This window comes from Microbacterium luteolum (assembly GCF_039533965.1).
Lineage (GTDB): Bacteria > Actinomycetota > Actinomycetes > Actinomycetales > Microbacteriaceae > Microbacterium > Microbacterium luteolum.
Map to the genome: position 1 here is coordinate 2,589,890 of NZ_BAAAUN010000001.1, position 19,543 is coordinate 2,609,432.

21 protein-coding genes and 1 tRNA gene are annotated in these 19,543 nt (G+C 68.2%); 15 read left to right on the forward strand and 7 right to left on the reverse strand.

Going from position 1 to position 19,543, the window contains the following annotated elements:
* The first annotated feature begins 183 nt into the window (after positions 1-183).
* Together ABD648_RS12495 and ABD648_RS12500 are read left to right on the forward strand one after the other, a co-directional pair.
* Entirely contained in the window at positions 184-1,032 is an 849-nt protein-coding gene (locus ABD648_RS12495; RefSeq protein ID WP_282215287.1) for a hypothetical protein, read from the forward strand.
* Between the two features lie 157 nt (positions 1,033-1,189).
* Positions 1,190-2,131, forward strand: a complete 942-nt coding sequence (locus tag ABD648_RS12500) for a HEPN domain-containing protein (RefSeq protein ID WP_282215288.1) — start codon at positions 1,190-1,192, stop codon at positions 2,129-2,131.
* Between the two features lie 395 nt (positions 2,132-2,526).
* On the opposite strand, the gene ABD648_RS12505 is transcribed toward ABD648_RS12500, so the two are convergent.
* A tRNA-Leu gene (locus ABD648_RS12505) sits at positions 2,527-2,609 on the reverse strand.
* Positions 2,610-2,754: 145 nt separating this feature from the next.
* Here ABD648_RS12505 and ABD648_RS12510 point away from each other — a divergent pair.
* The 7 genes from ABD648_RS12510 to pknB all read left to right on the forward strand — a co-directional run bounded on the left by ABD648_RS12510 (position 2,755) and on the right by pknB (position 11,747).
* Positions 2,755-3,471, forward strand: a complete 717-nt coding sequence (locus ABD648_RS12510; RefSeq protein WP_282215289.1) for an FHA domain-containing protein — start codon at positions 2,755-2,757, stop codon at positions 3,469-3,471.
* Positions 3,472-3,583: 112 nt separating this feature from the next.
* Positions 3,584-4,108 (forward strand): FHA domain-containing protein FhaB/FipA, encoded by a 525-nt coding sequence (locus ABD648_RS12515; RefSeq protein WP_282215290.1) that lies wholly within the window; start codon positions 3,584-3,586, stop codon positions 4,106-4,108.
* Positions 4,109-4,115: 7 nt separating this feature from the next.
* Entirely contained in the window at positions 4,116-5,435 is a 1,320-nt protein-coding gene (locus ABD648_RS12520; protein ID WP_282215291.1) for a PP2C family protein-serine/threonine phosphatase, read from the forward strand.
* The gene (locus tag ABD648_RS12525) at positions 5,432-6,817 is read left to right on the forward strand and encodes an FtsW/RodA/SpoVE family cell cycle protein (protein WP_282215292.1); all 1,386 of its coding nucleotides are present in this window, start codon (positions 5,432-5,434) and stop codon (positions 6,815-6,817) included. Before ABD648_RS12520 ends, ABD648_RS12525 begins: the two co-directional genes overlap by 4 nt.
* Before the next feature lies 1 nt (position 6,818).
* Positions 6,819-8,273, forward strand: a complete 1,455-nt coding sequence (locus ABD648_RS12530; protein WP_282215293.1) for a peptidoglycan D,D-transpeptidase FtsI family protein — start codon at positions 6,819-6,821, stop codon at positions 8,271-8,273.
* Positions 8,270-10,012, forward strand: a complete 1,743-nt coding sequence (locus tag ABD648_RS12535; RefSeq protein ID WP_282215294.1) for a protein kinase domain-containing protein — start codon at positions 8,270-8,272, stop codon at positions 10,010-10,012. Before ABD648_RS12530 ends, ABD648_RS12535 begins: the two co-directional genes overlap by 4 nt.
* A gap of 43 nt (positions 10,013-10,055) precedes the next feature.
* On the forward strand, positions 10,056-11,747 hold the full coding sequence (gene pknB, locus ABD648_RS12540; RefSeq protein WP_282215295.1) for a Stk1 family PASTA domain-containing Ser/Thr kinase: 1,692 nt from the start codon (positions 10,056-10,058) through the stop codon (positions 11,745-11,747).
* A gap of 86 nt (positions 11,748-11,833) precedes the next feature.
* Here pknB and ABD648_RS12545 read toward each other — a convergent pair whose 3' ends face one another.
* The 3 genes from ABD648_RS12545 to ABD648_RS12555 are packed head-to-tail and all read right to left on the reverse strand — an operon-like array spanning position 11,834 to position 13,441.
* Positions 11,834-12,466: an anthranilate synthase component II gene (locus ABD648_RS12545; RefSeq protein WP_282215296.1), complete on the reverse strand. Its 633-nt coding sequence runs from the start codon at positions 12,464-12,466 to the stop codon at positions 11,834-11,836.
* Positions 12,463-12,618 (reverse strand): hypothetical protein, encoded by a 156-nt coding sequence (locus tag ABD648_RS12550; RefSeq protein WP_165807956.1) that lies wholly within the window; start codon positions 12,616-12,618, stop codon positions 12,463-12,465. Before ABD648_RS12550 ends, ABD648_RS12545 begins: the two co-directional genes overlap by 4 nt.
* 28 nt (positions 12,619-12,646) lie before the next feature.
* On the reverse strand, positions 12,647-13,441 hold the full coding sequence (locus ABD648_RS12555) for a class E sortase (protein ID WP_282215297.1): 795 nt from the start codon (positions 13,439-13,441) through the stop codon (positions 12,647-12,649).
* A gap of 77 nt (positions 13,442-13,518) precedes the next feature.
* On the opposite strand from ABD648_RS12555, the gene ABD648_RS12560 reads away from it, so the two are divergent.
* Positions 13,519-13,758 (forward strand): cell division protein CrgA, encoded by a 240-nt coding sequence (locus ABD648_RS12560; protein ID WP_282215298.1) that lies wholly within the window; start codon positions 13,519-13,521, stop codon positions 13,756-13,758.
* A gap of 292 nt (positions 13,759-14,050) precedes the next feature.
* Here the strand turns inward: ABD648_RS12560 and ABD648_RS12565 are convergent, their stop codons facing one another.
* Complete coding sequence (locus ABD648_RS12565; RefSeq protein ID WP_282215299.1) at positions 14,051-14,950, reverse strand: rhomboid family intramembrane serine protease; 900 nt, start codon at positions 14,948-14,950, stop codon at positions 14,051-14,053.
* Between the two features lie 21 nt (positions 14,951-14,971).
* Positions 14,972-15,529, reverse strand: a complete 558-nt coding sequence (locus tag ABD648_RS12570) for a peptidylprolyl isomerase (RefSeq protein WP_282215300.1) — start codon at positions 15,527-15,529, stop codon at positions 14,972-14,974.
* Between the two features lie 173 nt (positions 15,530-15,702).
* On the opposite strand from ABD648_RS12570, the gene ABD648_RS12575 reads away from it, so the two are divergent.
* A complete protein-coding gene (locus tag ABD648_RS12575; RefSeq protein WP_282215301.1) occupies positions 15,703-16,209 on the forward strand; it encodes a DNA helicase in 507 nt (168 codons plus the stop codon).
* Positions 16,210-16,265: 56 nt separating this feature from the next.
* Positions 16,266-16,721, forward strand: coding sequence for an aminoacyl-tRNA deacylase (locus tag ABD648_RS12580; protein ID WP_282217545.1), 456 nt, complete (start codon positions 16,266-16,268; stop codon positions 16,719-16,721).
* Between the two features lie 93 nt (positions 16,722-16,814).
* Here ABD648_RS12580 and ABD648_RS12585 read toward each other — a convergent pair whose 3' ends face one another.
* A complete protein-coding gene (locus tag ABD648_RS12585; protein ID WP_282215302.1) occupies positions 16,815-17,237 on the reverse strand; it encodes an NUDIX hydrolase in 423 nt (140 codons plus the stop codon).
* Between the two features lie 76 nt (positions 17,238-17,313).
* Between ABD648_RS12585 and ABD648_RS12590 the strand changes: the two genes are divergently transcribed.
* The 3 genes from ABD648_RS12590 to ABD648_RS12600 all read left to right on the forward strand — a co-directional run bounded on the left by ABD648_RS12590 (position 17,314) and on the right by ABD648_RS12600 (position 19,540).
* Positions 17,314-17,808, forward strand: coding sequence for a GyrI-like domain-containing protein (locus tag ABD648_RS12590; RefSeq protein WP_282215303.1), 495 nt, complete (start codon positions 17,314-17,316; stop codon positions 17,806-17,808).
* Positions 17,809-17,903: 95 nt separating this feature from the next.
* Entirely contained in the window at positions 17,904-18,353 is a 450-nt protein-coding gene (locus ABD648_RS12595; protein WP_282215304.1) for a hypothetical protein, read from the forward strand.
* A 62-nt stretch (positions 18,354-18,415) separates the two neighbouring features.
* Entirely contained in the window at positions 18,416-19,540 is a 1,125-nt protein-coding gene (locus ABD648_RS12600) for a M24 family metallopeptidase (protein WP_282215305.1), read from the forward strand.
* Positions 19,541-19,543: the final 3 nt, after the last annotated feature.

The following is a 19,543-nucleotide window of genomic DNA, read 5'->3' on the forward strand; positions in this document are numbered from 1 at the left end:
CCGCACGTCAAGCAACCTCGCACCGGGGAACGACAGAAGGCCGAGCCCCCGGGGCACCGCTTCGGCTCGCGGCTTCGGGATCAGACACATCTGACGCCGACGACAGGTGAGGGACGCCGCGCCGCCAGAGGACTGCCTCAGAATCCCCGGAGAGCTCAGCACTCGACGACCTATCGTGGTGACATGAGCGACAACGTGGAGGCCCCGAAGCGCCTCAATCCGAAGAAGAACACGCTGCGCGAGCTGTATCTTCTCTCCGGAAACCAGTGCGCATACGGCGGGTGCGCGGAGCCGATCCTGACCGCAGAGGGAACTCTCCACGGCGACGTCGCCCATATCCGCGGAGCGCTTCCCCAGTCGGCCCGCTTCGACCCCACGATGACGAACGAACGGCGACGGGCAGCTGACAACCTCCTGTTGCTCTGCAAGCTCCACCACGCTGACATCGACAACCGCGACCTTGCGGAGAAGTACCCCGTCGAGTTCGTCGAAGCGATGAAAGCGACCCACGAAGCCAAGTTCCAGAAGGCCATCACCGCGCTCATCGGCGACTCAACTCTCGAGACCACGCCCACCTACCCATCGACCCTGGGAGCCTTCGGGTATGGCCCCGAAGATGAGGAATTTGCCGACCTGCACCCCATGGTGTGTGCGTTCGCTGACCGTCTCGCAGCGATACCTCCGAGCACCAGGCAGATTCTCGCGCTTGCCATCATCCACGGCGAGGTGCGGGGCTATTCCGGACCGGACAAGGACGTCGTCATCGATCCCGCGCGGCTCCGCGAGGTCGCGGACATCCCGCCAGAGGACGTGAACGAGTTCATCCACCTTCTCGAGGGCTACGGGGTCATCACCTCCGACTCAACGGACGGCTACGGCCGGACCCTGCTCACGTTGGCGGGGTCCACGCCCACGGGCTATGGATGGGACCTCTACGTGGAGCTGAAGGACATTGCGGCTGGCCACCGTTCCGTCATCGAACGGGCGGTGAACGATCTGGACTTCACGGTTTTCGACATTCCGTCGAGTTGATCCGTGTGGCAGGTTCGGGGCGACGTGCCACGGACAGCCGCGCGGTCCGGCTGTTGAGTCTACCGAACGCCGTCCGGTGATCACCTATGCGTGCTGCGGCGATACACGTCATGTACGAGGCACCCGCGCGAGCAGGTCACGCCAGTACGATCCCCTCATGTACTCCCTCCGCGTGCCCGTCACCCTCGGAGGGGCCCGACCCGACACCGACGGCGACACGCTGATGCTCGTCGAGTCAGATGAAGAGCGCGTCTGGATCCAAGCGTCCGGCCCACTGAAGGACGCGACCCGAGCTACGTTTCGAGGCTCTGGCTACGCCACGGACACTGCCGCAGAAGCACGGGGCACGGAGTTGTGCTCCACGCTCCGCCTCGCCGCGCTCCGCGCGGGCCTGTCCGTCGACTTCATGGAACGACAATCCTTCAGCGCTCTGAGCGAGCATGCGTTGGCGGCCGTGAACGACACCGTCCCCCAGAACGTCCGCGTCATCAACGAGCATGCCGGTGTCCGGGTCCACCTGTCTGAAGAAGAACTAGTCACCTTCACAATGAGCGCCGAAGCGCACGTGCTCAGCCCGCCGACGAACATCATGAACTGCTTCGCCGATGCACTCCACGAAGCCGTCCCGTCGGATCGTGCGCATCTGGCATTCGATCTGTTCAGTCAGGCAAGCCGTGCACAGGGAGCAGATACGCTCCTGCTCACACTGGTGTCAGCCATTGAAGCGCTGGTGGTACCCGCCAAGGTCTCGAAGAGTGAGCAAGAGTTCGTCGCGCTCCTCGCTCAGCAGGTGGAGAAGTCGGACGTCGTTCAAGATTCTGACCGACGAGCAGCGCTTGCGAACCGGGTCCGGGGACTACAGAACGAAACGATCCGAGCGGGCGCTAAGCGGTTGGTCCGTCGACTGGAACCTCGCGAGTACGGAGGAATGAAGGCGACCAATTTCTTCGACCGCGTGTACGAGTTGCGGAGCCGGCTTTCGCATGGCGATGCTCCATCGTGGCGCGACGTCGGGGACGTGGGCAGCGAGCTCGGGCGATTCACCCGCGACCTCATCGACCTCGAGTTCACGTCGCCCGACTCAGCCGACAGCATCTGAGAATCGAGATCTACTGCCCCATCTCGCCAGAGACCGCCCCAGCGGGCAAGGGCTGGCACCAAGAGGACCTTGTAGTGCGTCCTCACCGGCCACGTAGGACTGACCTTGCGAGCCGGATATACGAAAGCGCCGATCAGAAGTTGCTCTGACCGGCGCTTCAATTTACGAACAGATTTCCCTGAATAAACGAACAGGGCCAACTGTGCGCGAGGGGGACTCGAGTCCCTCCGGCGCACTCCACCCGCCGCCACGTTCCCGGCATCGTCGAACGCAGGAGCATCGGGCGACGCGCGGAGCCTCCGCGCTGGTGGGCCCCGGTTATCGAGGGGCCTCTCGCGTGCCCGGATACGAAAAGAGAGCCGGACCCAATGGGTCCGGCTCTCTTTTTCGTCCTGTGCGCGAGGGGGGACTCGAACCCCCACATCCTTGCGAATACTGGCACCTGAAGCCAGCGCGTCTACCATTCCGCCACTCGCGCGAGTGGTCTCGTTCCGAAGAACTCAACTTCCCGAGGATATCACGCGATTTCGGCCTCCTCACACACCCGGAAAGCGTCATCGGCGGCGTTCCCCCAGGTCACCTGGCTACGATGTCCCTACCGGTCGGCATGCCAGAGGAGCCCAGTGGGACTACTTGACAGCTTTGAGAAGGGTCTCGAACGCGCAGTCAACAGCGCGTTCGCGAAGACCTTCCGCAGCGGCATCCAGCCCGTGGAGATCGCTTCGGCGGTTCGTCGTGAAGCAGACACGAAAGCCGCGGTCGTCAGCCGCGACCGCATCATCGCGCCCAACAGCTTCGTGGTGCGTCTGAGCACCGACGACGCCGAGCGGATGCGCGGGCTCGGGAACGCCCTGACCGAAGAGCTCCACGCACTCCTGACCAAGCACGCCAAGTCCCAGGGCTACAGCTTCTCGGGCCCGCTCTCGATCAGCCTCGAGGCCGACGAGAAGGTCGCCACCGGAACGGTCCGGGTCGACTCCGGCACGGTCGAGGGCCGCGTCAGCTGGCAGGCGGTCGTCGACGTCGACGGTCGTCGACACTCGATCTCGCGCGCCCGCACCGTGATCGGACGCGGGTCGGATGCCGACATCACGATCGCGGATGCCGGTTCGAGCCGCAAGCACGTCGAGATCCTGTGGGACGGCGAGCGCGCCATGATGCGCGACCTGGGCTCCACGAACGGCACCAAGGTCAACGGCCAGAAGCTCCGCGAAGCCGCGCTCCCCTCCGACACCACGATCACCATCGGCCGCACCGACCTCGTGTTCAAGATCGTCCCCGTGTCGATGCCGTCGCGCCCGACCGACGACGCCACCCGCGCGTTCGGAGGCTTCGGATGACCCTTCGACAAGCTCAGGGACCCACCCGCGCTCAGGCACCCACCCGAACTCAGGCACCCACCCGGGCTCAGGACCCCACCCGGGCTCAGGACCCCACGGCGGTGAGCCCGCGATGAGTGAACTGATCCTCCTCCTGCTGCGCGTCGGGTTCCTCATTGTCATGTGGTTCTTCGTGTTCGGCGTCGTGTACTCGTTGCGCGCCGACCTGTTCGGCGTGAAGGTGCGCAAGCTCCCCGCCGAGGCGACCGCCGGCGCGGCATCCGCTCCGGCCGCCCCTGCGAAGCCCGCGGCCGCGTCTCGTCCGGCATCCGCGAAGGCCTCGACGGGCCCCGCCACGATCGCGACGGCGAAGCGCCTCGTGATCACCTCCGGACCGAAGACGGGCCTCGAGCTCCCCCTCGGCGCCGACTCGATGACGATCGGCCGTTCGAGCGAGTCGGCGCTCGTGATCCGCGACGACTACACCTCGAGCCATCACGCCCGCCTCATGCTCCGCGGCGACGCCTGGGCGATCCAGGACCTCGACTCCACGAACGGGACCTTCGTCGCCGGACAGCGCGTGACCGGCGGACCCGTCAACCTCTCGCTCGGCACCCCGATCAAGGTGGGCGCCACGACCTTCGAGCTGCGAGCCTGACCCCGGCATGGTCTTCGAAGGCTCGAGCGTCGCGATCTCCCACACCGGGAAGGTCCGCTCCAACAACCAGGACTCCGGGTATTCCGGAGCGAACCTGTTCGTCGTCGCCGACGGCATGGGCGGCCACGCCGGCGGCGACGTCGCCTCGAGCATCGCGATCCACCGCCTCGAGCCCCTCGACCAGCCCTACGCCTCCACGGAAGACGCGCAGGCTTCCCTCCAGGCGGCGGCGACCACCGCAGCGGGCGACCTCATCCGCGCCGCGAAGGACCGACCGGAGCTCGCCGGCCTCGGCACCACGCTCAGCGCGATCATCATGGTCGACGAGTACGCGGTCATCGGCCACATCGGCGACTCGCGCATCTACCTGTACCGCGACGACGCGCTGACCCAGATCACCGCCGACCACACCTTCGTGCAGCGCCTCGTCGACTCGGGCCGCATCACCCCCGAAGAGGCGCGCTACCACCCGCGCCGCTCGGTGCTCATGCGCGTGCTCAGCGACATGGACTCGGACCCCGAGCTCGACATGTTCGTCATGCACACGCAGCCCGGCGACCGCTGGCTGCTCTGCTCCGACGGCCTCTCCGGCGTGGTCGACGAGCCGCACATCCTCAAGGCGATGCAGCTCGGCCTCGCCCCCGGCCGCACGGCAGACAACCTGCTCAAGCAGGCCCTCGACGGCGGCGCCCCCGACAACGTCACGATCGTGCTCGTCGACGTCGGCGGACAGCATCCGATCCACACCGGAACGGCGACCGTCGTCGGATCGGCGTCGAACCCGTCCGGCGTGTACGTGCCGCCCGTGCGCCCGACCCGCGGCAACTGGCTGCACCCGGTGCGTCAGGCCGCCAACGAGCCCAGCCACTTCGAGCCGGCCCCCGAGTACCTCGAGGAGCTCATCGAGGAGGATCGTCGTCGCGCCAAGCGCCGGCGGCTCGGCTGGATCGCCGGGGTGCTCGTGGTCCTCGTCATGCTCGGCGTCGCCGCGTTCGCGGCCTACAGCTGGACGCAGACGCGCTACTTCATCGGCGCCGACGACGACAGCGTCGTGATCTTCCAGGGCGTGCAGCAGAACATCGGCCCGATCACGCTGTCGACCCCTCTCGAAGACACCGACATCCTCCTGGCGAACCTGCCGCCGTATCAGCGCGCGTCCGTCGAGCGCACGATCACGGCCCGTTCCCTCGCCGATGCGATGGCGATCGTCGACCGTCTGCGCGCCGGCGCCGACGCGAACGCGATCGAGCAGACCCCCCTCCCGACCCCGCTGCCCACGCCCGTCCCGACGCCGGAAGAGACCCCGGCCGGCGGAGGTGAGGGATGAGCACCGACGTCACCGCCGACACCAGCGTCATCAAGGCCCTCAAGCGGCTTCGGATGCCGCAGACGCAGCGCAATCGCGAGTTCTGGCTGCTGCTGTTCGCGTGCGCGATCAGCGGAGCGGCGCTGACCCTCGTCCAGCTCGGCGCCCTCGGCGTGATCGACCCCGTCGTGCTCGCCATCGGCGGCGGGCTCGCGGTCCTCGCCTTCGCCCTGCACTTCGTGCTGCGGTTCGTGGCCGCCGACGCCGACCCGTTCGTGGTTCCGATCGCGACGCTGCTCAGCGGCGTCGGCATCGCCATGATCTACCGCATCGACATCGCGAAAGCGAACACGGGCTGGGACGCCTACTCGACCAAGCAGCTCGCCTGGACGGCGATCTCGCTCGCCGGCGCGATCGCCGTGGTCATCCTGCTGCGCAACTACCGCATCCTCTTCCGCTACACCTACATCTTCGGCCTCACCGGCATCGTGCTGCTCCTGCTCCCCTTCGTGCCGGGCCTGCGCATCGACGACGCGAACGCGGCCGTGTGGGTCTCGCTCGGCGGCGTCTTCGCGTTCCAGCCCGGCGAGCTCGCCAAGATCGCCCTCGCGATCTTCTTCGCCGGCTACCTGGTGCGCACCCGCGAGAGCCTCACGTCGGTCGGCAAGCGCGTGCTCGGCATCACCTGGCCGCGCATGCGCGAGCTCGGACCGGTGCTCGTCGTCTGGGTCATCTCGCTCGGCATCATCATCTTCCAGCGCGACCTCGGCACCGGAACCCTCATCTTCGGCATGTTCGTCGCGATGCTGTACGTCGCGACCGGCAAGACCAGCTGGGTGCTCATCGGCCTGGCCCTGGTGGTCGCCGGAGTCGCCCTCGCCACGCAGATCCTCAGCTACGTGCAGGGACGCTTCATCAACTGGCTGTTCCTGTTCGATGCGGACCAGGTCGACCCCGACGGTCCGGGCTACCAGCCCATGCAGGGCCTGTTCGGACTCGCCCGCGGCGGCCTCATCGGCACGGGCTGGGGTCAGGGCCGACCCGAGATCACGCCCCTCGCGCACAGCGACTACATCATCACGAGCCTCGGCGAGGAACTCGGCCTGATCGGCCTGTTCGCGATCCTCTGCCTCTACATGGTCTTCGTCAGCCGCGGCATGCGCATCGGACTCGCGGGTCAGGACGACTTCGGCAAGCTCCTCGCGACGGGCCTGTCGTTCACGATCGCGCTGCAGGTGTTCATCATGGTCGGCGGCGTGACCCGCATCATCCCGCTGACCGGTCTCACGACGCCGTTCCTCGCGGCCGGCGGCTCGTCGCTCGTGGCCAACTGGCTCATCGTCGCGCTCCTGCTGCGCATCTCCGACGGCGTGCGCCGCCAGCCGCGGGTGGTGATCGGCTGACATGACCAAGGAACTCCGCCGCCTCAGCATCGTGATGCTGTTCATGTTCATCGCCCTGTTCGCGGCGAGCAGCTGGATCCAGGTCGTCGAGGCCGACAGCCTTGCCCAGAACAGCCACAACAAGCGCACGCGCCTGGACAGCTACGAGATCCAGCGCGGCTCGATCATCGTCGACGGCGTCGCGATCGCGACCTCGGTCCCGAGCGACGACCAGTACCAGTTCCAGCGGGTCTACTCCGACGCGCCGATGTGGGAGCCGGTGACCGGATGGTTCAACCCGGCGCTCGGCTCCGCGACCGGCATCGAGGAGGCGATGAACGCCGACCTCTCCGGAACGGGATCGAACGCGTTCCTCGCCGAGGTCGAGCGCATCCTCTCCGGTCAGCCGCAGCGCGGCTTCAGCGTCGAGCTGTCTCTGAACACCGCCGCGCAGCAGGCCGCCTACGACGCGCTCCAGGGGTACCAGGGCGCGGTCGTCGCGATCGAACCGGCGACCGGCCGCATCCTGGCCATGGTCTCGACTCCGGGCTTCGACACGAACCTGCTGGCCTCCCATGATGCGGATGCCGCCAACGCGACCTACGACCAGCTCGAGTCCGACCCCACCAAGCCGCTCTCCAACCGCGCGATCCGGGGCGACCTGAACCCTCCGGGCTCGACGTTCAAGCTCATCACCGCCGCCGCGGCATACGCGAGCGGCGAGTGGACCCCGGACTCGACCCTGCCGAACCCCGCCCGTTACACGCTCCCCGGCTCATCCAACACGGTGTCCAACGCCTGGGGCGGAACCTGCGGGTCCGGCGACACGGTCACGATCGCCGAGGCCATCCGCCTGAGCTGCAACATCCCGATGGCCGAGCTCGCCGTCGAGCTGGGCGACGAGCGGATCCGCGAGATGGCCGAGAAGTTCGGCTTCAACAAGAGCTTCTCGACACCGCTCGAGTCCACGCCGTCGAGCTACCCTCGGGCCCTCGACGACGCGCAGACCGCGCTCTCCGGATTCGGGCAGGGGCAGGTCACCTCGACGCCGCTGCAGATCGCCATGCTGGCCGCCGGTATCGCCAACGACGGGGTCGTCATGAACCCGCAGATGGTCGACGCCGTGATCGGCAACGACCTCTCGGTCATCCGCTCCTTCGAGAACAGCGAGTTCGGGCGGGCGATGGAAGCGACGACAGCCGACCAGATCACCGCATCCATGGTCGCGAGCGTCTCAACGGGCGCCGCGCAGGGTGCAAGAATAGACGGGATCGACGTGGCGGGTAAGACCGGGACGGCAGAGAACGGAAACAGGCCGCATACGTTGTGGTTCACCGGTTTCGCACCGGCGGACGACCCCGCGGTCGCAGTAGCGGTCGTCGTCGAAGACGGCGGCGGACAAGGGCAGTCCGGAAGCGGCGACACCATCGCCGCTCCGATTGCGAAGAAGGTCATAGAGGCGGTGCTGGGCAGATGAGACCGACGCAGGGTGTGTCGTTCGGTGGTCGCTACGAGCTGCAGTCGCGAATCGCGATCGGCGGCATGGGCGAGGTGTGGGAGGCGACGGATCACGTCATCGGACGTACCGTCGCGATCAAGATCCTCAAGGACGAGTACATGGGGGACCCCGGGTTCCTCGAGCGATTCCGCGCCGAGGCGCGGCATGCTGCTCTCGTCAACCACGAGGGCATCGCCAGCGTCTTCGACTACGGCGAGGAGAACGGCAGCGCCTACCTCGTCATGGAGCTCGTGCCCGGTGAGGCTCTGTCGACCGTGCTCGAGCGCGACGGCGCGCTGAGCGCCGACAAGACGCTCGACATCGTCGCGCAGACGGCATCCGCTCTGCAGGCGGCGCACGCCGCCGGCCTCGTGCACCGCGACATCAAGCCGGGCAACCTGCTGATCACGCCCGACGGCCGCGTCAAGATCACCGACTTCGGCATCGCGCGCATCGCCGACCAGGTGCCACTCACCGCGACCGGTCAGGTAATGGGAACCGTGCAGTACCTGTCGCCCGAGCAGGCGTCGGGTCACCCGGCTTCGCCCGCCACCGACACCTACTCGCTCGGCATCGTCGCGTACGAGTGCCTGGCCGGAAAGCGCCCGTTCACGGGCGAGTCGCAGGTCGCGATCGCGATGGCGCAGATCAACGAGCAGCCTCCGCCGCTGCCGCCGACCGTGCCGATCCCGGTGCAGAACCTCGTCATGGCGATGATCGCCAAGAAGCCGTCGGATCGCCCGTCGTCCTCGGCGACGGTCGCCCGTGCCGCGCAGGCTCTGCGTCGCGGTGACCTGAACTCCGCCGCCATCGCCGTCCCGGCGATCGCCACCGGAGGGATCGCCGGCAACGACGACGCGACCCGGATGCTGTCCGCGACGGGTGACGAAGGCGCCACCCGCATCCTCCCGACCACCGCCCAGCTCCCCACCGAGGAAGCAGCGGACGAGAAGGAGAAGAAGAAGCGCAGCCCGTGGACCTGGCCGCTGATCGCCCTGATCGCGCTGCTCGTGATCGTGCTCGGCGGCACCATCTGGGCGCTGTCGCAGCAGGGCGACACCAACGCCGACCCCTCGGGTTCACCGACGACCTCGGCGCCGCCGAGCAAGACGCCGACGCCCACCCCGCCACCGACGCCCAAGGAGACGCGTGTCGATGTGACGGCGCTGAACCTGGCGGAAATGGACTGCGCCGGCGCGACGACCACTCTCACGGGCGCCGGTTTCGTGAGCGACATCACGTGCGTCGACGGCGATCCCGCCCCGACCGACGAGCAGGTCGGCAGGGTCTACAACGTCGCGCCTTCGGGCAACGTGCTCACGACCACGCCGATCGTGCTCACGGTCTACGCCGGTCGCACCGCGCTCCCGACGCCGACGGACACTCCCACGATCACGGGCGACCCGGTCGCCGGTGGCACCGTGACGATCGCCTGGGGCACCGGTTTCACCTGCCCGAGCGGATCCACGCTCTCCGGCTACGTCGTCTCGGTGCAGAACGGCACGTTCGTGTCGGGCGGCCCCAACTTCCAGCCGACGCAGCGCAACACGCAGATCAAGGTGGCGGATGTCGCGGGCCAGCAGCTCATCGTGACCTACCAGGGCATGTGCTCCGGCGGCGACCAGCGCACCTCCGATGCGTCGCCCCCGCTGTCGGTCACGATCACGGCCCCGGGCGGGGACGGCGAGGGTGACGGCGACGGCGGAACCGCCGGGTAGCCTAGATCCAGCTCAGTCAACGTCGTTCCAAGGGGGGTAATCCGTGTCCACAGAGCCACGCGTTCTCGCGGGCAGGTACCGCGTCGACGAGCTCATCGGGCATGGCGGCATGGCGAAGGTCTACCGCGGATACGACCTGACGCTCGGTCGTGCCGTCGCGGTCAAGATCCTCGACCCCGACCTCGCCCGTGACACGGCCTTCCGCAACCGGTTCCGTCTCGAGGCGCAGGCGGCCTCGCGCATGGCGCACCCGTCGATCGTGCGCGTCTTCGACGCCGGAGACCCCTCCTCGAACGATCCGTCCTCCGACGACCCGCCGTACATCGTGATGGAGCTCATCAGCGGCACGCTGCTGAAGGACATCATCGCCCAGGGTCCCGTGCCCGTCGACGATGCGGTCCGCTACGTCGACGGCATCCTCGAGGCACTCGACTACTCGCACCGCGCCGGCGTGGTGCACCGCGACATCAAGCCCGGCAACGTCATGGTCACCGAAAAGGGCCAGGTCAAGGTGATGGACTTCGGCATCGCCCGTGCCGTCTCCGACTCGTCGTCCACGGTGGCCGAGACCACGCAGATCATCGGGACGGCCGCCTACTTCTCGCCGGAGCAGGCCAAGGGCGAGCCCGTCGATGCGCGCGCCGACCTGTACTCGACCGGCGTCGTCCTGTACGAGCTGCTCACCGGACGTCAGCCGTTCCGCGGCGAGTCGCCCGTGGCCGTCGCGTACCAGCACGTCAGCGAGACTCCGGTCCCGCCGACCGAGGTCAACGAAGACGCGCCGGGCGCCCTGGATCCGATCGTTCTGCGCGCCCTCGCCAAGGATCCGTACCAACGGTTCCCGGATGCCGCGCATTTCCGCTCGGCACTGGACTCCGCGCTCACCGGCGCCGCTCCCACCCGCAAGCAGGTCGGGGCGCTGACCAGCGAGCTCTACGGTCCCAGCCCGCGCCAGGCGCAGGAGACCGCGCGGTCGCTGCGTCAGCTCAGCACCGACACGACGATGGCCCGCACGCAGTCCGGCCCTCCGGTCGCGTGGATCTGGGCGGGAGTCGCGCTGCTCGCCGTGCTGCTGGCATCCGTTCTGTTCTGGGTCGTCACGATCAGCATGCGTCCGTCCGAGGTGCCGAGCTCCTCGAGGGTCGTCCCTGATCTCGTGAACGTCTCGTCCGAGCGCGCGCAGGACGACCTCGCGAAACTCGACCTCACTTCGACCATCGTGATCGAGTCGAGTTCCGAGATCGCCGAGGGCAATGTCATCCGCACGGATCCGGAAGCCGGTGTCGCCGTCGAGGAGCGCACGGCTGTCACGCTCTACGTGTCGTCGGGCGAGGACGTCGTCGTCGTCCCGCAGCTGGAGGGCATGGCTCTCACCGATGCGAAGAAGGCTCTGCTCGACGCGGGTCTCCAACTCGGTACGGTCGTGCAACGCAACGACAAGGCGACGAAGGCCGACACCGTGATGACAGCCAGCCAGGCGGCCGACGCCGAGGTTCCGCCGGGAACGGTCGTCGACCTGGTCGTCGCGAGCGGCAAGGTCACGTTGACAGACCTCACCGGCTGGACGGTGGATGCCGCCTCGACGAACCTCACCGATCTCGGTCTCACCCCCACGCCCGTGGAGGCGGCGGACTGCCCCGCCACGAAACCGGCGACCGTCCACTCCATGTCGGTCGCACCGGGCGACGTGCCGATCGGTTCACCGGTCGAGCTCCGGTTCTGCACCGGACCGTAGGGCGTCGCACGACCCGGGTCCCAGCCTGTCTGGGTCCCGGCGCCTGTCTGGGTCCCTGAGCTTGTCGAAGGGGCCTTCGGCGAACGTCAGCGCGTCAGCGGATGCAGGTGCTCGGAGAGCGCCACGGCATCCGTGTCTCCGCACATCTCGAGCCAGTTCGCGAGGAGCCGATAGCCGCCCTCGGTGAGCACGCTCTCGGGGTGGAACTGCACGCCGTGGATCGGGAGCTCGCGGTGCGCGAGGCCCATCACGGTGCCGGTCTCCGTCCACGCGGTCACGACGACATCGGCGGGAAGAGCGGATGCCGCGAGCGCGAGCGAATGGTACCGACCGGCGTCGAAGGGCGACGGGATGCCGGCGAAGAGCGGGGATCCGTCGTGCGTCACGGCCGAGGTCATGCCGTGCATGAGCTCCGGCGCCTCGGTCACCGGCGTGCCGAAGACCTCGCCGATGGCCTGATGCCCGAGACACACGCCGAGGAGCGGCATCCGCACCCTCGTCGCGACCCTGACCGCGTCCATGGACGCTCCGGCGTCGGCGGGGGTTCCGGGCCCGGGGGAGAGGAGCACCGCGTCATATCCGGGGAGGAGCTGCTCGATCCCGTCGGCATCCGTCGCATCCGACTCGATCATCGTGGTGTCGGCACCCAGCTCGTGAAGGTACCCGACCAGGGTGTGCACGAAGCTGTCGTGGTTGTCGACCACGAGGACACGCGTCATTCGACGTCGACCTCGCCCGGGGTGATGAGCGGGCTCACCCACGGGAACACGTACCAGAACAGTCCGTAGAGCACGGCGGCGATGACGACGAGCAGGATGATCACCCGGACCCACCAGGGACCGGGGAGCAGGCGCCAGAGTGCGGAGTACATCAGTCTTCTCCCTCGGAGGCGGCCACGATCAGATCGACGGTGCGGCCGGAGGCGGCGGCGGGTCGGTGAGGGCGGTCGGCGGGCCTTCAGCCCGCGGCTGGAAGCTCTCGAACACTCCGTAGGCGATGATGCGCTCCTCGAGCGAGTAGAGGGGAGAGCAGGCGGTCAGTGTGATGTACTGCTCGCCCGTCTGCGCACCGGGCAGCTGCGGAACGTCGGCCAGCACGTCGGTCTGCGACGGCGTGACGTACTCGAGGTTCCGGAACCGGTACGTGTACCAGCCGTCGGCGGTCTCGACGACGATCGCGTCGTTCAGCTGGAGCTTGTCGAGCTGGTTGAACGGCTTGCCCCAGGTCGTGCGGTGACCGGCCATCGAGAAGTTCCCGGCCTCGCCGGGCATCTTGGAATCCTTGTAGACGCCGATCCCCAGCTGGTCGAGCGTGCCGGCTCTGCTGGTGCCGCCCCAGATCCCGAAGTTGTAGTCAGCGCCGAAGCGCGGGATGTGCATCTGCGCGAACCACTGCCCGTCGGCCGGGGCGGCGGGGATCGGAGCCTGGTACACCGTGGCCCCGTCGTCGGTCTCGATCAGCGGAGGCGGCTCGGGGACCTCGCCCTGCGCGAGCTGCTGCGACATCGCGGCGCCCTCGTCGTTCTTCTGCGCGCTGATGATGATGTCGCCGATCCACATCTGCCACGCCACGAACAGGAGCACGACGACGCCGGCGGTGAGGAGCAGCTCGCCGAGGACGCTCGCGAAGGTCGCGCGGGAGCGCGGGCGCTCGCGTCGCGGGCGTCGCCCCCCAGGCACGACGGATGCAGTCATGGCGCGATCTTATCGCCCGCAGCTGGCCGATGGACGAAGGTCTGGGGCCGGATAGGCGTCATGGGTAGAATGTGGGCATGGCACGTGAGCGTAAGACCGAAGACCCCGCCGTCGAGCGCGCCGAAGGCGAGGCCGCTCCCAACGCCGTGTGGTTCAAGCCGGTGATGATCGGCTTCATGCTGCTCGGTCTCGCGTGGATCCTCGTGTTCTACATCTCCGGCATGCAGTTCCCGATTCCGGGGCTCGACAACTGGAATCTAGCCATCGGCCTCGGCATCGCTCTCATCGGGTTCCTGATGACCACCCGCTGGCGCTGACCCGCCTCAGTTTCTTCCGAAGGGCCCCTCGCATCGCGAGGGGCCCTTCGTCTTACCCAACCGCACCCTGTCTCAGGGTCGTGTCTGGCGTTCCCGTCCGACCGAAGGTCGCAGGGACGTTCCCGGAGTGAGCATCGGGAGGGGCCCGCGAAGCGGGAGGGAACCCGCTCTGCGAACGAAGGGAACGTCCCTGCGACCGTCCCCCAAGAAGTTATCCACAGCCTTGTCCACAGCCTGGGGAGAATTACACCGATGTCATTCACAGGGTCGAAACCCTGTCGACAGCGGTGGATCAGGCCAGAAGGATCAGCGGCGGCACGAACGCGACGACCACGATCAGCAGCACCGTGACGGCGGCGAGCAGCACGATCTGCCAGATGCGCTGTTCCCGGCGCTTGGTGCGGGTGTAGATGAACGCGATCAGCGCACCGATGATCAGTCCGCCGAGGTGCGCCTGCCAGGCGATGTTCTGCGAGAACACGAATCCGTAGACCAGGTTGATGCCGAGGATCACCAGGAGACCGGTGACGTTGGCGCCGATGTGCCGTCCGATGATCAGCAGCGCCGCCATGAGTCCGAAGATCGCGCCGGACGCACCGACGGTCGAGGTCCCGGGGGCGATGACCGCGACGGCGACGGATCCGCCCAGACCGCTGATCAGGTACAGCGCGAGGAAACGGGCGCGGCCGAGCATGGGCTCGAGGCTCTGCCCCAGCATCCACAGGGCGAGCATGTTCAACGCCAGGTGGATGAACCCGCCGTGCACGAACATCGCGGTGAGCAACCGCCAGGGCTCGAACGGCAGGGCGAAGAGGTTCGGATAGAGATACGGCGCGGCGAAGAGCAGGGTGCTGGTGATCTCCCTCCCGATGCCGGGGATGAGCTGCACCAGCCCGATGAACGAGGTCACCGCGAGCAGGATGTAGGTGACGATCGGCCTGCCGCTGCGGGCGAGCGTCATCGTCGCGCTGGAATTTCTCCCGCCCCAGCGTCGCTGCGCGCGCTTCTGGGCGGGGGTGCGGTTCTTCTGCTGCTCCTTCATGCACTCCGGGCAGATCACACCGACCGGCGCCTGCGTCTGGCACTCGGGGCAGATCGTGCGGAGGCAGCGCTGGCAGAGCACGAAGCTCCGCCGATCCGGATGCCGGTAGCAGAAGTTGTCGCGGTTGTCCGCGAACTCAGGCGTCGTCATCCGGATCGGCCGCAGCTGTCGTCAGGCCGCGACGATGTCGATCGACTGCAGAACGACCGGCTCGATCGGGCGGTCGCCCGCGGCGGTCGGGACGGCCGCGATCGCGTCGACGACGGCCTTGGAGGCGTCATCCGCGACGGCGCCGAAGATCGTGTGCTTGCCCTGCAGCCACGGGGTCGGGTCGGTGGTGATGAAGAACTGCGAGCCGTTGGTGCCCTCGGGCTTGCCGGTGATGGCGTTGCGGCGGAGGCCGGCGTTCGCCATCGCGAGGATGTAGGGCTCGTTGAAGTCGAGCTCCATGTTGATCTCGTCGTCGAAGTTGTATCCGGGACCGCCGACGCCCTGTCCGAGCGGGTCGCCGCCCTGGATCATGAAGTTCGGGATGATGCGGTGGAAGACGACGTCCTTGTAGAGAGCGCCCTCGCCCGGCTTGCCGGTGGCGGGGTGCGTCCACTCCTGGGAGCCGTCGGCCAGGCCGACGAAGTTCTTGACCGTCTTCGGAGCGTGATCGCCGAAGAGGTTGATGACGATGTCACCGTGGTTGGTGTGCAGAGTTGCGACGTGGGAAGCGTGAGCCATGTGCCCATTCTCGCAGAGCTTCCGGTGAGTTCGCCCGTTCATGGCGCGCCCGCAGCGGGGCACGTACGCTACCGCTCGGCTCGTCCGTTGGCAAGGGGACGCAATTTCCCGACTCCCACCCAGCCTCGTCTGGCAAGATGGGGAACCCGCACTGCAATGGACAGGAGAACATCGTGAGCCTCAGCCGCAAGCGGAAGAAGGAACTGCGTCGTCTGCAGAAGGAAGCCACCCAGCTCTGGGAGTCGCAGCAGGTCGTCGTCGGCCACGCCGCAGACGTCGCCCGTGAGGCGAGCCGTCAGCTCGGCAGCCTCGGCCGCGAGCAGGTGCTCCCCGTCGTGCAGGACACGTACAACCGTCGCTTCGCCCCCGTCGTCGACCAGGGCGTGAAGATCGGCCGTCACGTCGTCGACGACAAGGTCGTCCCGATCGTGGGCGGTGTCGTCGGCAGCGCCCTCACCGCATGGGACTACGCGAACGCCAAGCGTCACGGCGTCGCAGCCCCGGCACCGCGTGGAGCGTTCGGCAAGAAGCAGAAGTCGGGCCCCGGCCTCGGATCGGTCGTCGCGATCATCCTCGGTGCCGCAGCCGCCGTGGGCGTGCTCTACGCCGCGTGGCAGGCGCTGCGTGCCGACGACGAGCTCTGGGTCGCGGACGACCCGCTCTCCGCGCCGGACGCGTGACCTCGTCTGATCTCCCCTCCGCCGCCTCGGGCGACGGAGGGGATCGGCATGCCCGGGTGCGGGATGCCGCCGCCGCACGCGGTCTGGCGATCGACATCCGTGAGCGCCCGGCGGCGAACAGCCTGTTCGAAGCCGCCGAGCTGCTCGGCATCGATCCGTCGGGAATCGTCAAGACCCTCGTGGTGAAGCGCTCGGACGACACCTACCTGTTCGCGTTGGTGCCCGGTGGTCGCTCGATCTCGTGGCCGAAGCTCCGCGCGCTGGTCGGCGTCAACAAGCTGCGCCTTCCCGAACCCGAGCTGGCGCTCGCGGCGACGGGGTACGAACGCGGAACGATCGTCCCGATCGGCAGCACCACCGACTGGCCCGTCTACGCGGACGAGAGCATCGTCGGGCAGCGCATCGCCATGGGCGCGGGCGCGCACGGCTACAGCCTCTTCGTCGAGGCCGACGACCTCATCGCGGCCTACGGCGCGACGGTCGCCGACATCTCGGTGCCGGAAGAGCGCTGAGCGCCCGGTAGTGGGTCGCTGAGCCTGTCGAAGCGTCGTGATGGGGCCCTTCGACAAGCTCAGGGACCCAGGCTTCGTGGGACTAGTGAGTCCTCAGAGGATGCCGGCCATCCGCAGCGCGATGTCGACGAGCTTGACGCGCTGCAGCTCGGCGACGGCCTTGAGGGGGAACCACTCGGCCATGTCCGTGGACCCGTCGGCTTCGAAGGTGAGCTTTCCTCCGGTGACCTCGGCACGGTAGAGGATGCGCAGGGTGTGCAGGGGCACAGCCGCCTTGTGCACGCGCCGGCCGGCGGGGATCACCCGGGAGTGGATGCCGAGGAGCTCGCCGACCTTGACCGAATAGCCCGTCTCCTCGCGAAGCTCACGCCGCACGGCATCCTCCGGCGCTTCGCCGGGCTCGAGTCCTCCGCCGGGCATGGTCCAGGCCACACGGCGACCCTCGGTCCAGCGCGCGAGCAGCAGCCGGCCGTCGTCATCGGTGACGACCGCGTATGCCGCGACACGCAGGTCCATGGGACTCACCCTATCCGTCCGCTGCGGCACGCCTGACCGCCTGGCGGAGCCGCCGCCCAGGGAGCATCATGGGCGCATGGCATTCGACGTGTCCGACGGCCCGCGCATCGAGCACCGGGACGAGATCCCGACGGTGGGCATCCGCCTCGTCACTCCCTTCCGCGGAATGCTGGGCGTGCGCGATCGCCTGCTCGATGAGCTGTTCTCCTGGCTCGAGGACCACGACCTGCAGGTCGATGGCCCGTTCTTCCTCCGACTCCACCAGGTCGACATGGCGGCCGACATGGACATCGAGGTCGGCGTGATGGGGGTCGCCGTGCACGGTGACGACCGGGTACGACCCGGGACGGCACCCGCCGGCGACTACGCCCTGCTCGCGTATCGCGGCAGCTCGCTCCAGGCCAACCGGATGCTGCTCGGATGGGTGGACGCATCGGAGCGGCGCTTCGACGCCGACCCGTCGACGGGCGTATGGGCCGGCCGGTTCGAGATCCTCCGCACCGACCCGCGCGTCGAGCGCCGCAAGACCGCGTGGACGACGGAGCTGGCCTTCCTCCTCGCGGGGGAGTGAACGCGAGAGAGATCGATCACGAATCAAGAAGCGCCGGGGCGCGACGCGTCCGTAGCCTGAGACATATCACCGGAGCACGACGAGAGGAGCCGATCATGGCTGAGGACACCAAGAACTTCACCGCCGAGGAACGCGAGGCCATGCAGGCCGCGGCGAAAGAGGCCAAGGCGAAGCGCTCGCGGGCGAAGAAGACGCCCGAAGAGCAGCGCGCCGAAGGAGAGGCCGACCTCAAAGAGGCCATCGCCAAGCTGTCGGATGCCTCGGACAAGAAGCTTGCGACGGGACTGCACGAGCTGGTCACCGAGGTCGCGCCCGACCTCGTGCCCCGCACCTATTACGGCATGCCCGCGTGGGGCAAGGACGGCAAGGTCCTCTGCTTCTTCCAGCCGGCGAGCAAGTTCAAGGTGCGCTACGGCACGTTCGGCTTCGAACCGATCTCGAACCTCGATGACGGCACGATGTGGCCGACCGCGTACGCCGTGCTCGAGCTGACAACTGCCAACAAGAAGCTCCTCACGGAGCGGATTCGTCTCGCGATCAGCTGACGAACGGCAGTCCGGCTGGAAGGGCGGAGACAGCCGCGACCCCGCGCAGTAGCGTGGACGCCGTGAGCACACCCGCCTTCCCCGCCTCCGTGTACGCCGCCCGCCTCGAGCGGGCATCCGCCCTCGCCGCCGAGGCCGGACTCGACGCGATCATCGTCGGGCCCGGCCCCGATCTGCAGTACCTGGTCGGAGTGGAGGGCGACACGATCGAGCGCCTCACCGCGCTGGTGATCGGAGCGGCATCCGCGCCCACCGTCGTCGTCCCGCGGATGGAGCTCGCGAAGGTGCGCTCGACCGCCGTCGGAGAGCTCCACCTCGCGGTCGCCGACTGGGTCGACGGCGAGAACCCCTACGAGCTGGTCTCGTCCGCTGTCGGCGAGGCCTCGCGCGTCGGCGTCTCGGATGCCCTTCCGGCACTGCATGTCATCCCGCTCGGCACCCGGCTGGGTCTGACCCTGGAGCTCGCGACCCCGGTGCTGCGCGAGAGCCGCATGATCAAGGACGCCACCGAGATCGGGGAGCTCCGACGGGCAGGTGAGGCGATCGACCGCGTGCACCGTCGCGTGCCGGAGTGGCTGCGCGCCGGACGCACCGAGCGGGAGGTCGCCGCCGACATCGCCGAGGCCATCGTCGCGGAAGGGCATCGCACCGTCGAGTTCGTGATCGTCGGCTCGGGCCCGAACGGTGCCGACCCGCACCACGAGGTGTCGGACCGGGTGATCGAGGACGGCGATGTGGTGGTGGTCGACATCGGCGGCGCCGTGCCGAGCGGCTACAACTCCGACAGCACCCGCACCTACGTCGTCGGCACGCCCGACGCCGCCGCCGCCGAGCGCATCGCGGTCCTCGTGCGCGCACAGCAGGCGGCCGTCGATGCAGCGCGCCCCGGCGCGACGGCATCCGCGGTGGACGCTGCCGCGCGGGACGTGCTGGCGGATGCCGGACTCGGCGAGGCGTTCCTGCACCGCACGGGTCACGGCATCGGGGTCTCCGTGCACGAGGAGCCGTACATCGCGCCCGGCAACGACCTCGTGCTGCGCGAGGGCATGGCGTTCAGCATCGAGCCGGGCATCTACTTCGCCGGCGAGTGGGGTGCACGCATCGAGGACATCGTGGTCGTGACGGCGGATGGCTGCGAACGGCTGAACGTCGCTCCGCACGAGCTCACTCCCGTCGCCGGCGCCTGAGCC

Excerpts from the sequence above, each read along its gene's own strand:
- ABD648_RS12550 (WP_165807956.1), bottom strand. The coding sequence starts at position 12,618 with ATGTACTCCGCACTCTGGCGCCTGCTCCCCGGTCCCTGGTGGGTCCGG.
- ABD648_RS12570 (WP_282215300.1), bottom strand. The coding sequence starts at position 15,529 with ATGGCTCACGCTTCCCACGTCGCAACTCTGCACACCAACCACGGTGAC.
- ABD648_RS12590 (WP_282215303.1), top strand. The coding sequence starts at position 17,314 with ATGGCATTCGACGTGTCCGACGGCCCGCGCATCGAGCACCGGGACGAG.
- ABD648_RS12560 (WP_282215298.1), top strand. The coding sequence starts at position 13,519 with ATGGCACGTGAGCGTAAGACCGAAGACCCCGCCGTCGAGCGCGCCGAA.
- ABD648_RS12545 (WP_282215296.1), bottom strand. The coding sequence starts at position 12,466 with ATGACGCGTGTCCTCGTGGTCGACAACCACGACAGCTTCGTGCACACC.
- ABD648_RS12495 (WP_282215287.1), top strand. The coding sequence starts at position 184 with ATGAGCGACAACGTGGAGGCCCCGAAGCGCCTCAATCCGAAGAAGAAC.
- ABD648_RS12535 (WP_282215294.1), top strand. The coding sequence starts at position 8,270 with ATGAGACCGACGCAGGGTGTGTCGTTCGGTGGTCGCTACGAGCTGCAG.
- ABD648_RS12515 (WP_282215290.1), top strand. The coding sequence starts at position 3,584 with ATGAGTGAACTGATCCTCCTCCTGCTGCGCGTCGGGTTCCTCATTGTC.
- ABD648_RS12555 (WP_282215297.1), bottom strand. The coding sequence starts at position 13,441 with ATGACTGCATCCGTCGTGCCTGGGGGGCGACGCCCGCGACGCGAGCGC.
- ABD648_RS12530 (WP_282215293.1), top strand. The coding sequence starts at position 6,819 with ATGACCAAGGAACTCCGCCGCCTCAGCATCGTGATGCTGTTCATGTTC.
- ABD648_RS12565 (WP_282215299.1), bottom strand. The coding sequence starts at position 14,950 with ATGACGACGCCTGAGTTCGCGGACAACCGCGACAACTTCTGCTACCGG.
- ABD648_RS12585 (WP_282215302.1), bottom strand. The coding sequence starts at position 17,237 with ATGGACCTGCGTGTCGCGGCATACGCGGTCGTCACCGATGACGACGGC.
- ABD648_RS12525 (WP_282215292.1), top strand. The coding sequence starts at position 5,432 with ATGAGCACCGACGTCACCGCCGACACCAGCGTCATCAAGGCCCTCAAG.
- ABD648_RS12520 (WP_282215291.1), top strand. The coding sequence starts at position 4,116 with ATGGTCTTCGAAGGCTCGAGCGTCGCGATCTCCCACACCGGGAAGGTC.
- ABD648_RS12595 (WP_282215304.1), top strand. The coding sequence starts at position 17,904 with ATGGCTGAGGACACCAAGAACTTCACCGCCGAGGAACGCGAGGCCATG.
- ABD648_RS12500 (WP_282215288.1), top strand. The coding sequence starts at position 1,190 with ATGTACTCCCTCCGCGTGCCCGTCACCCTCGGAGGGGCCCGACCCGAC.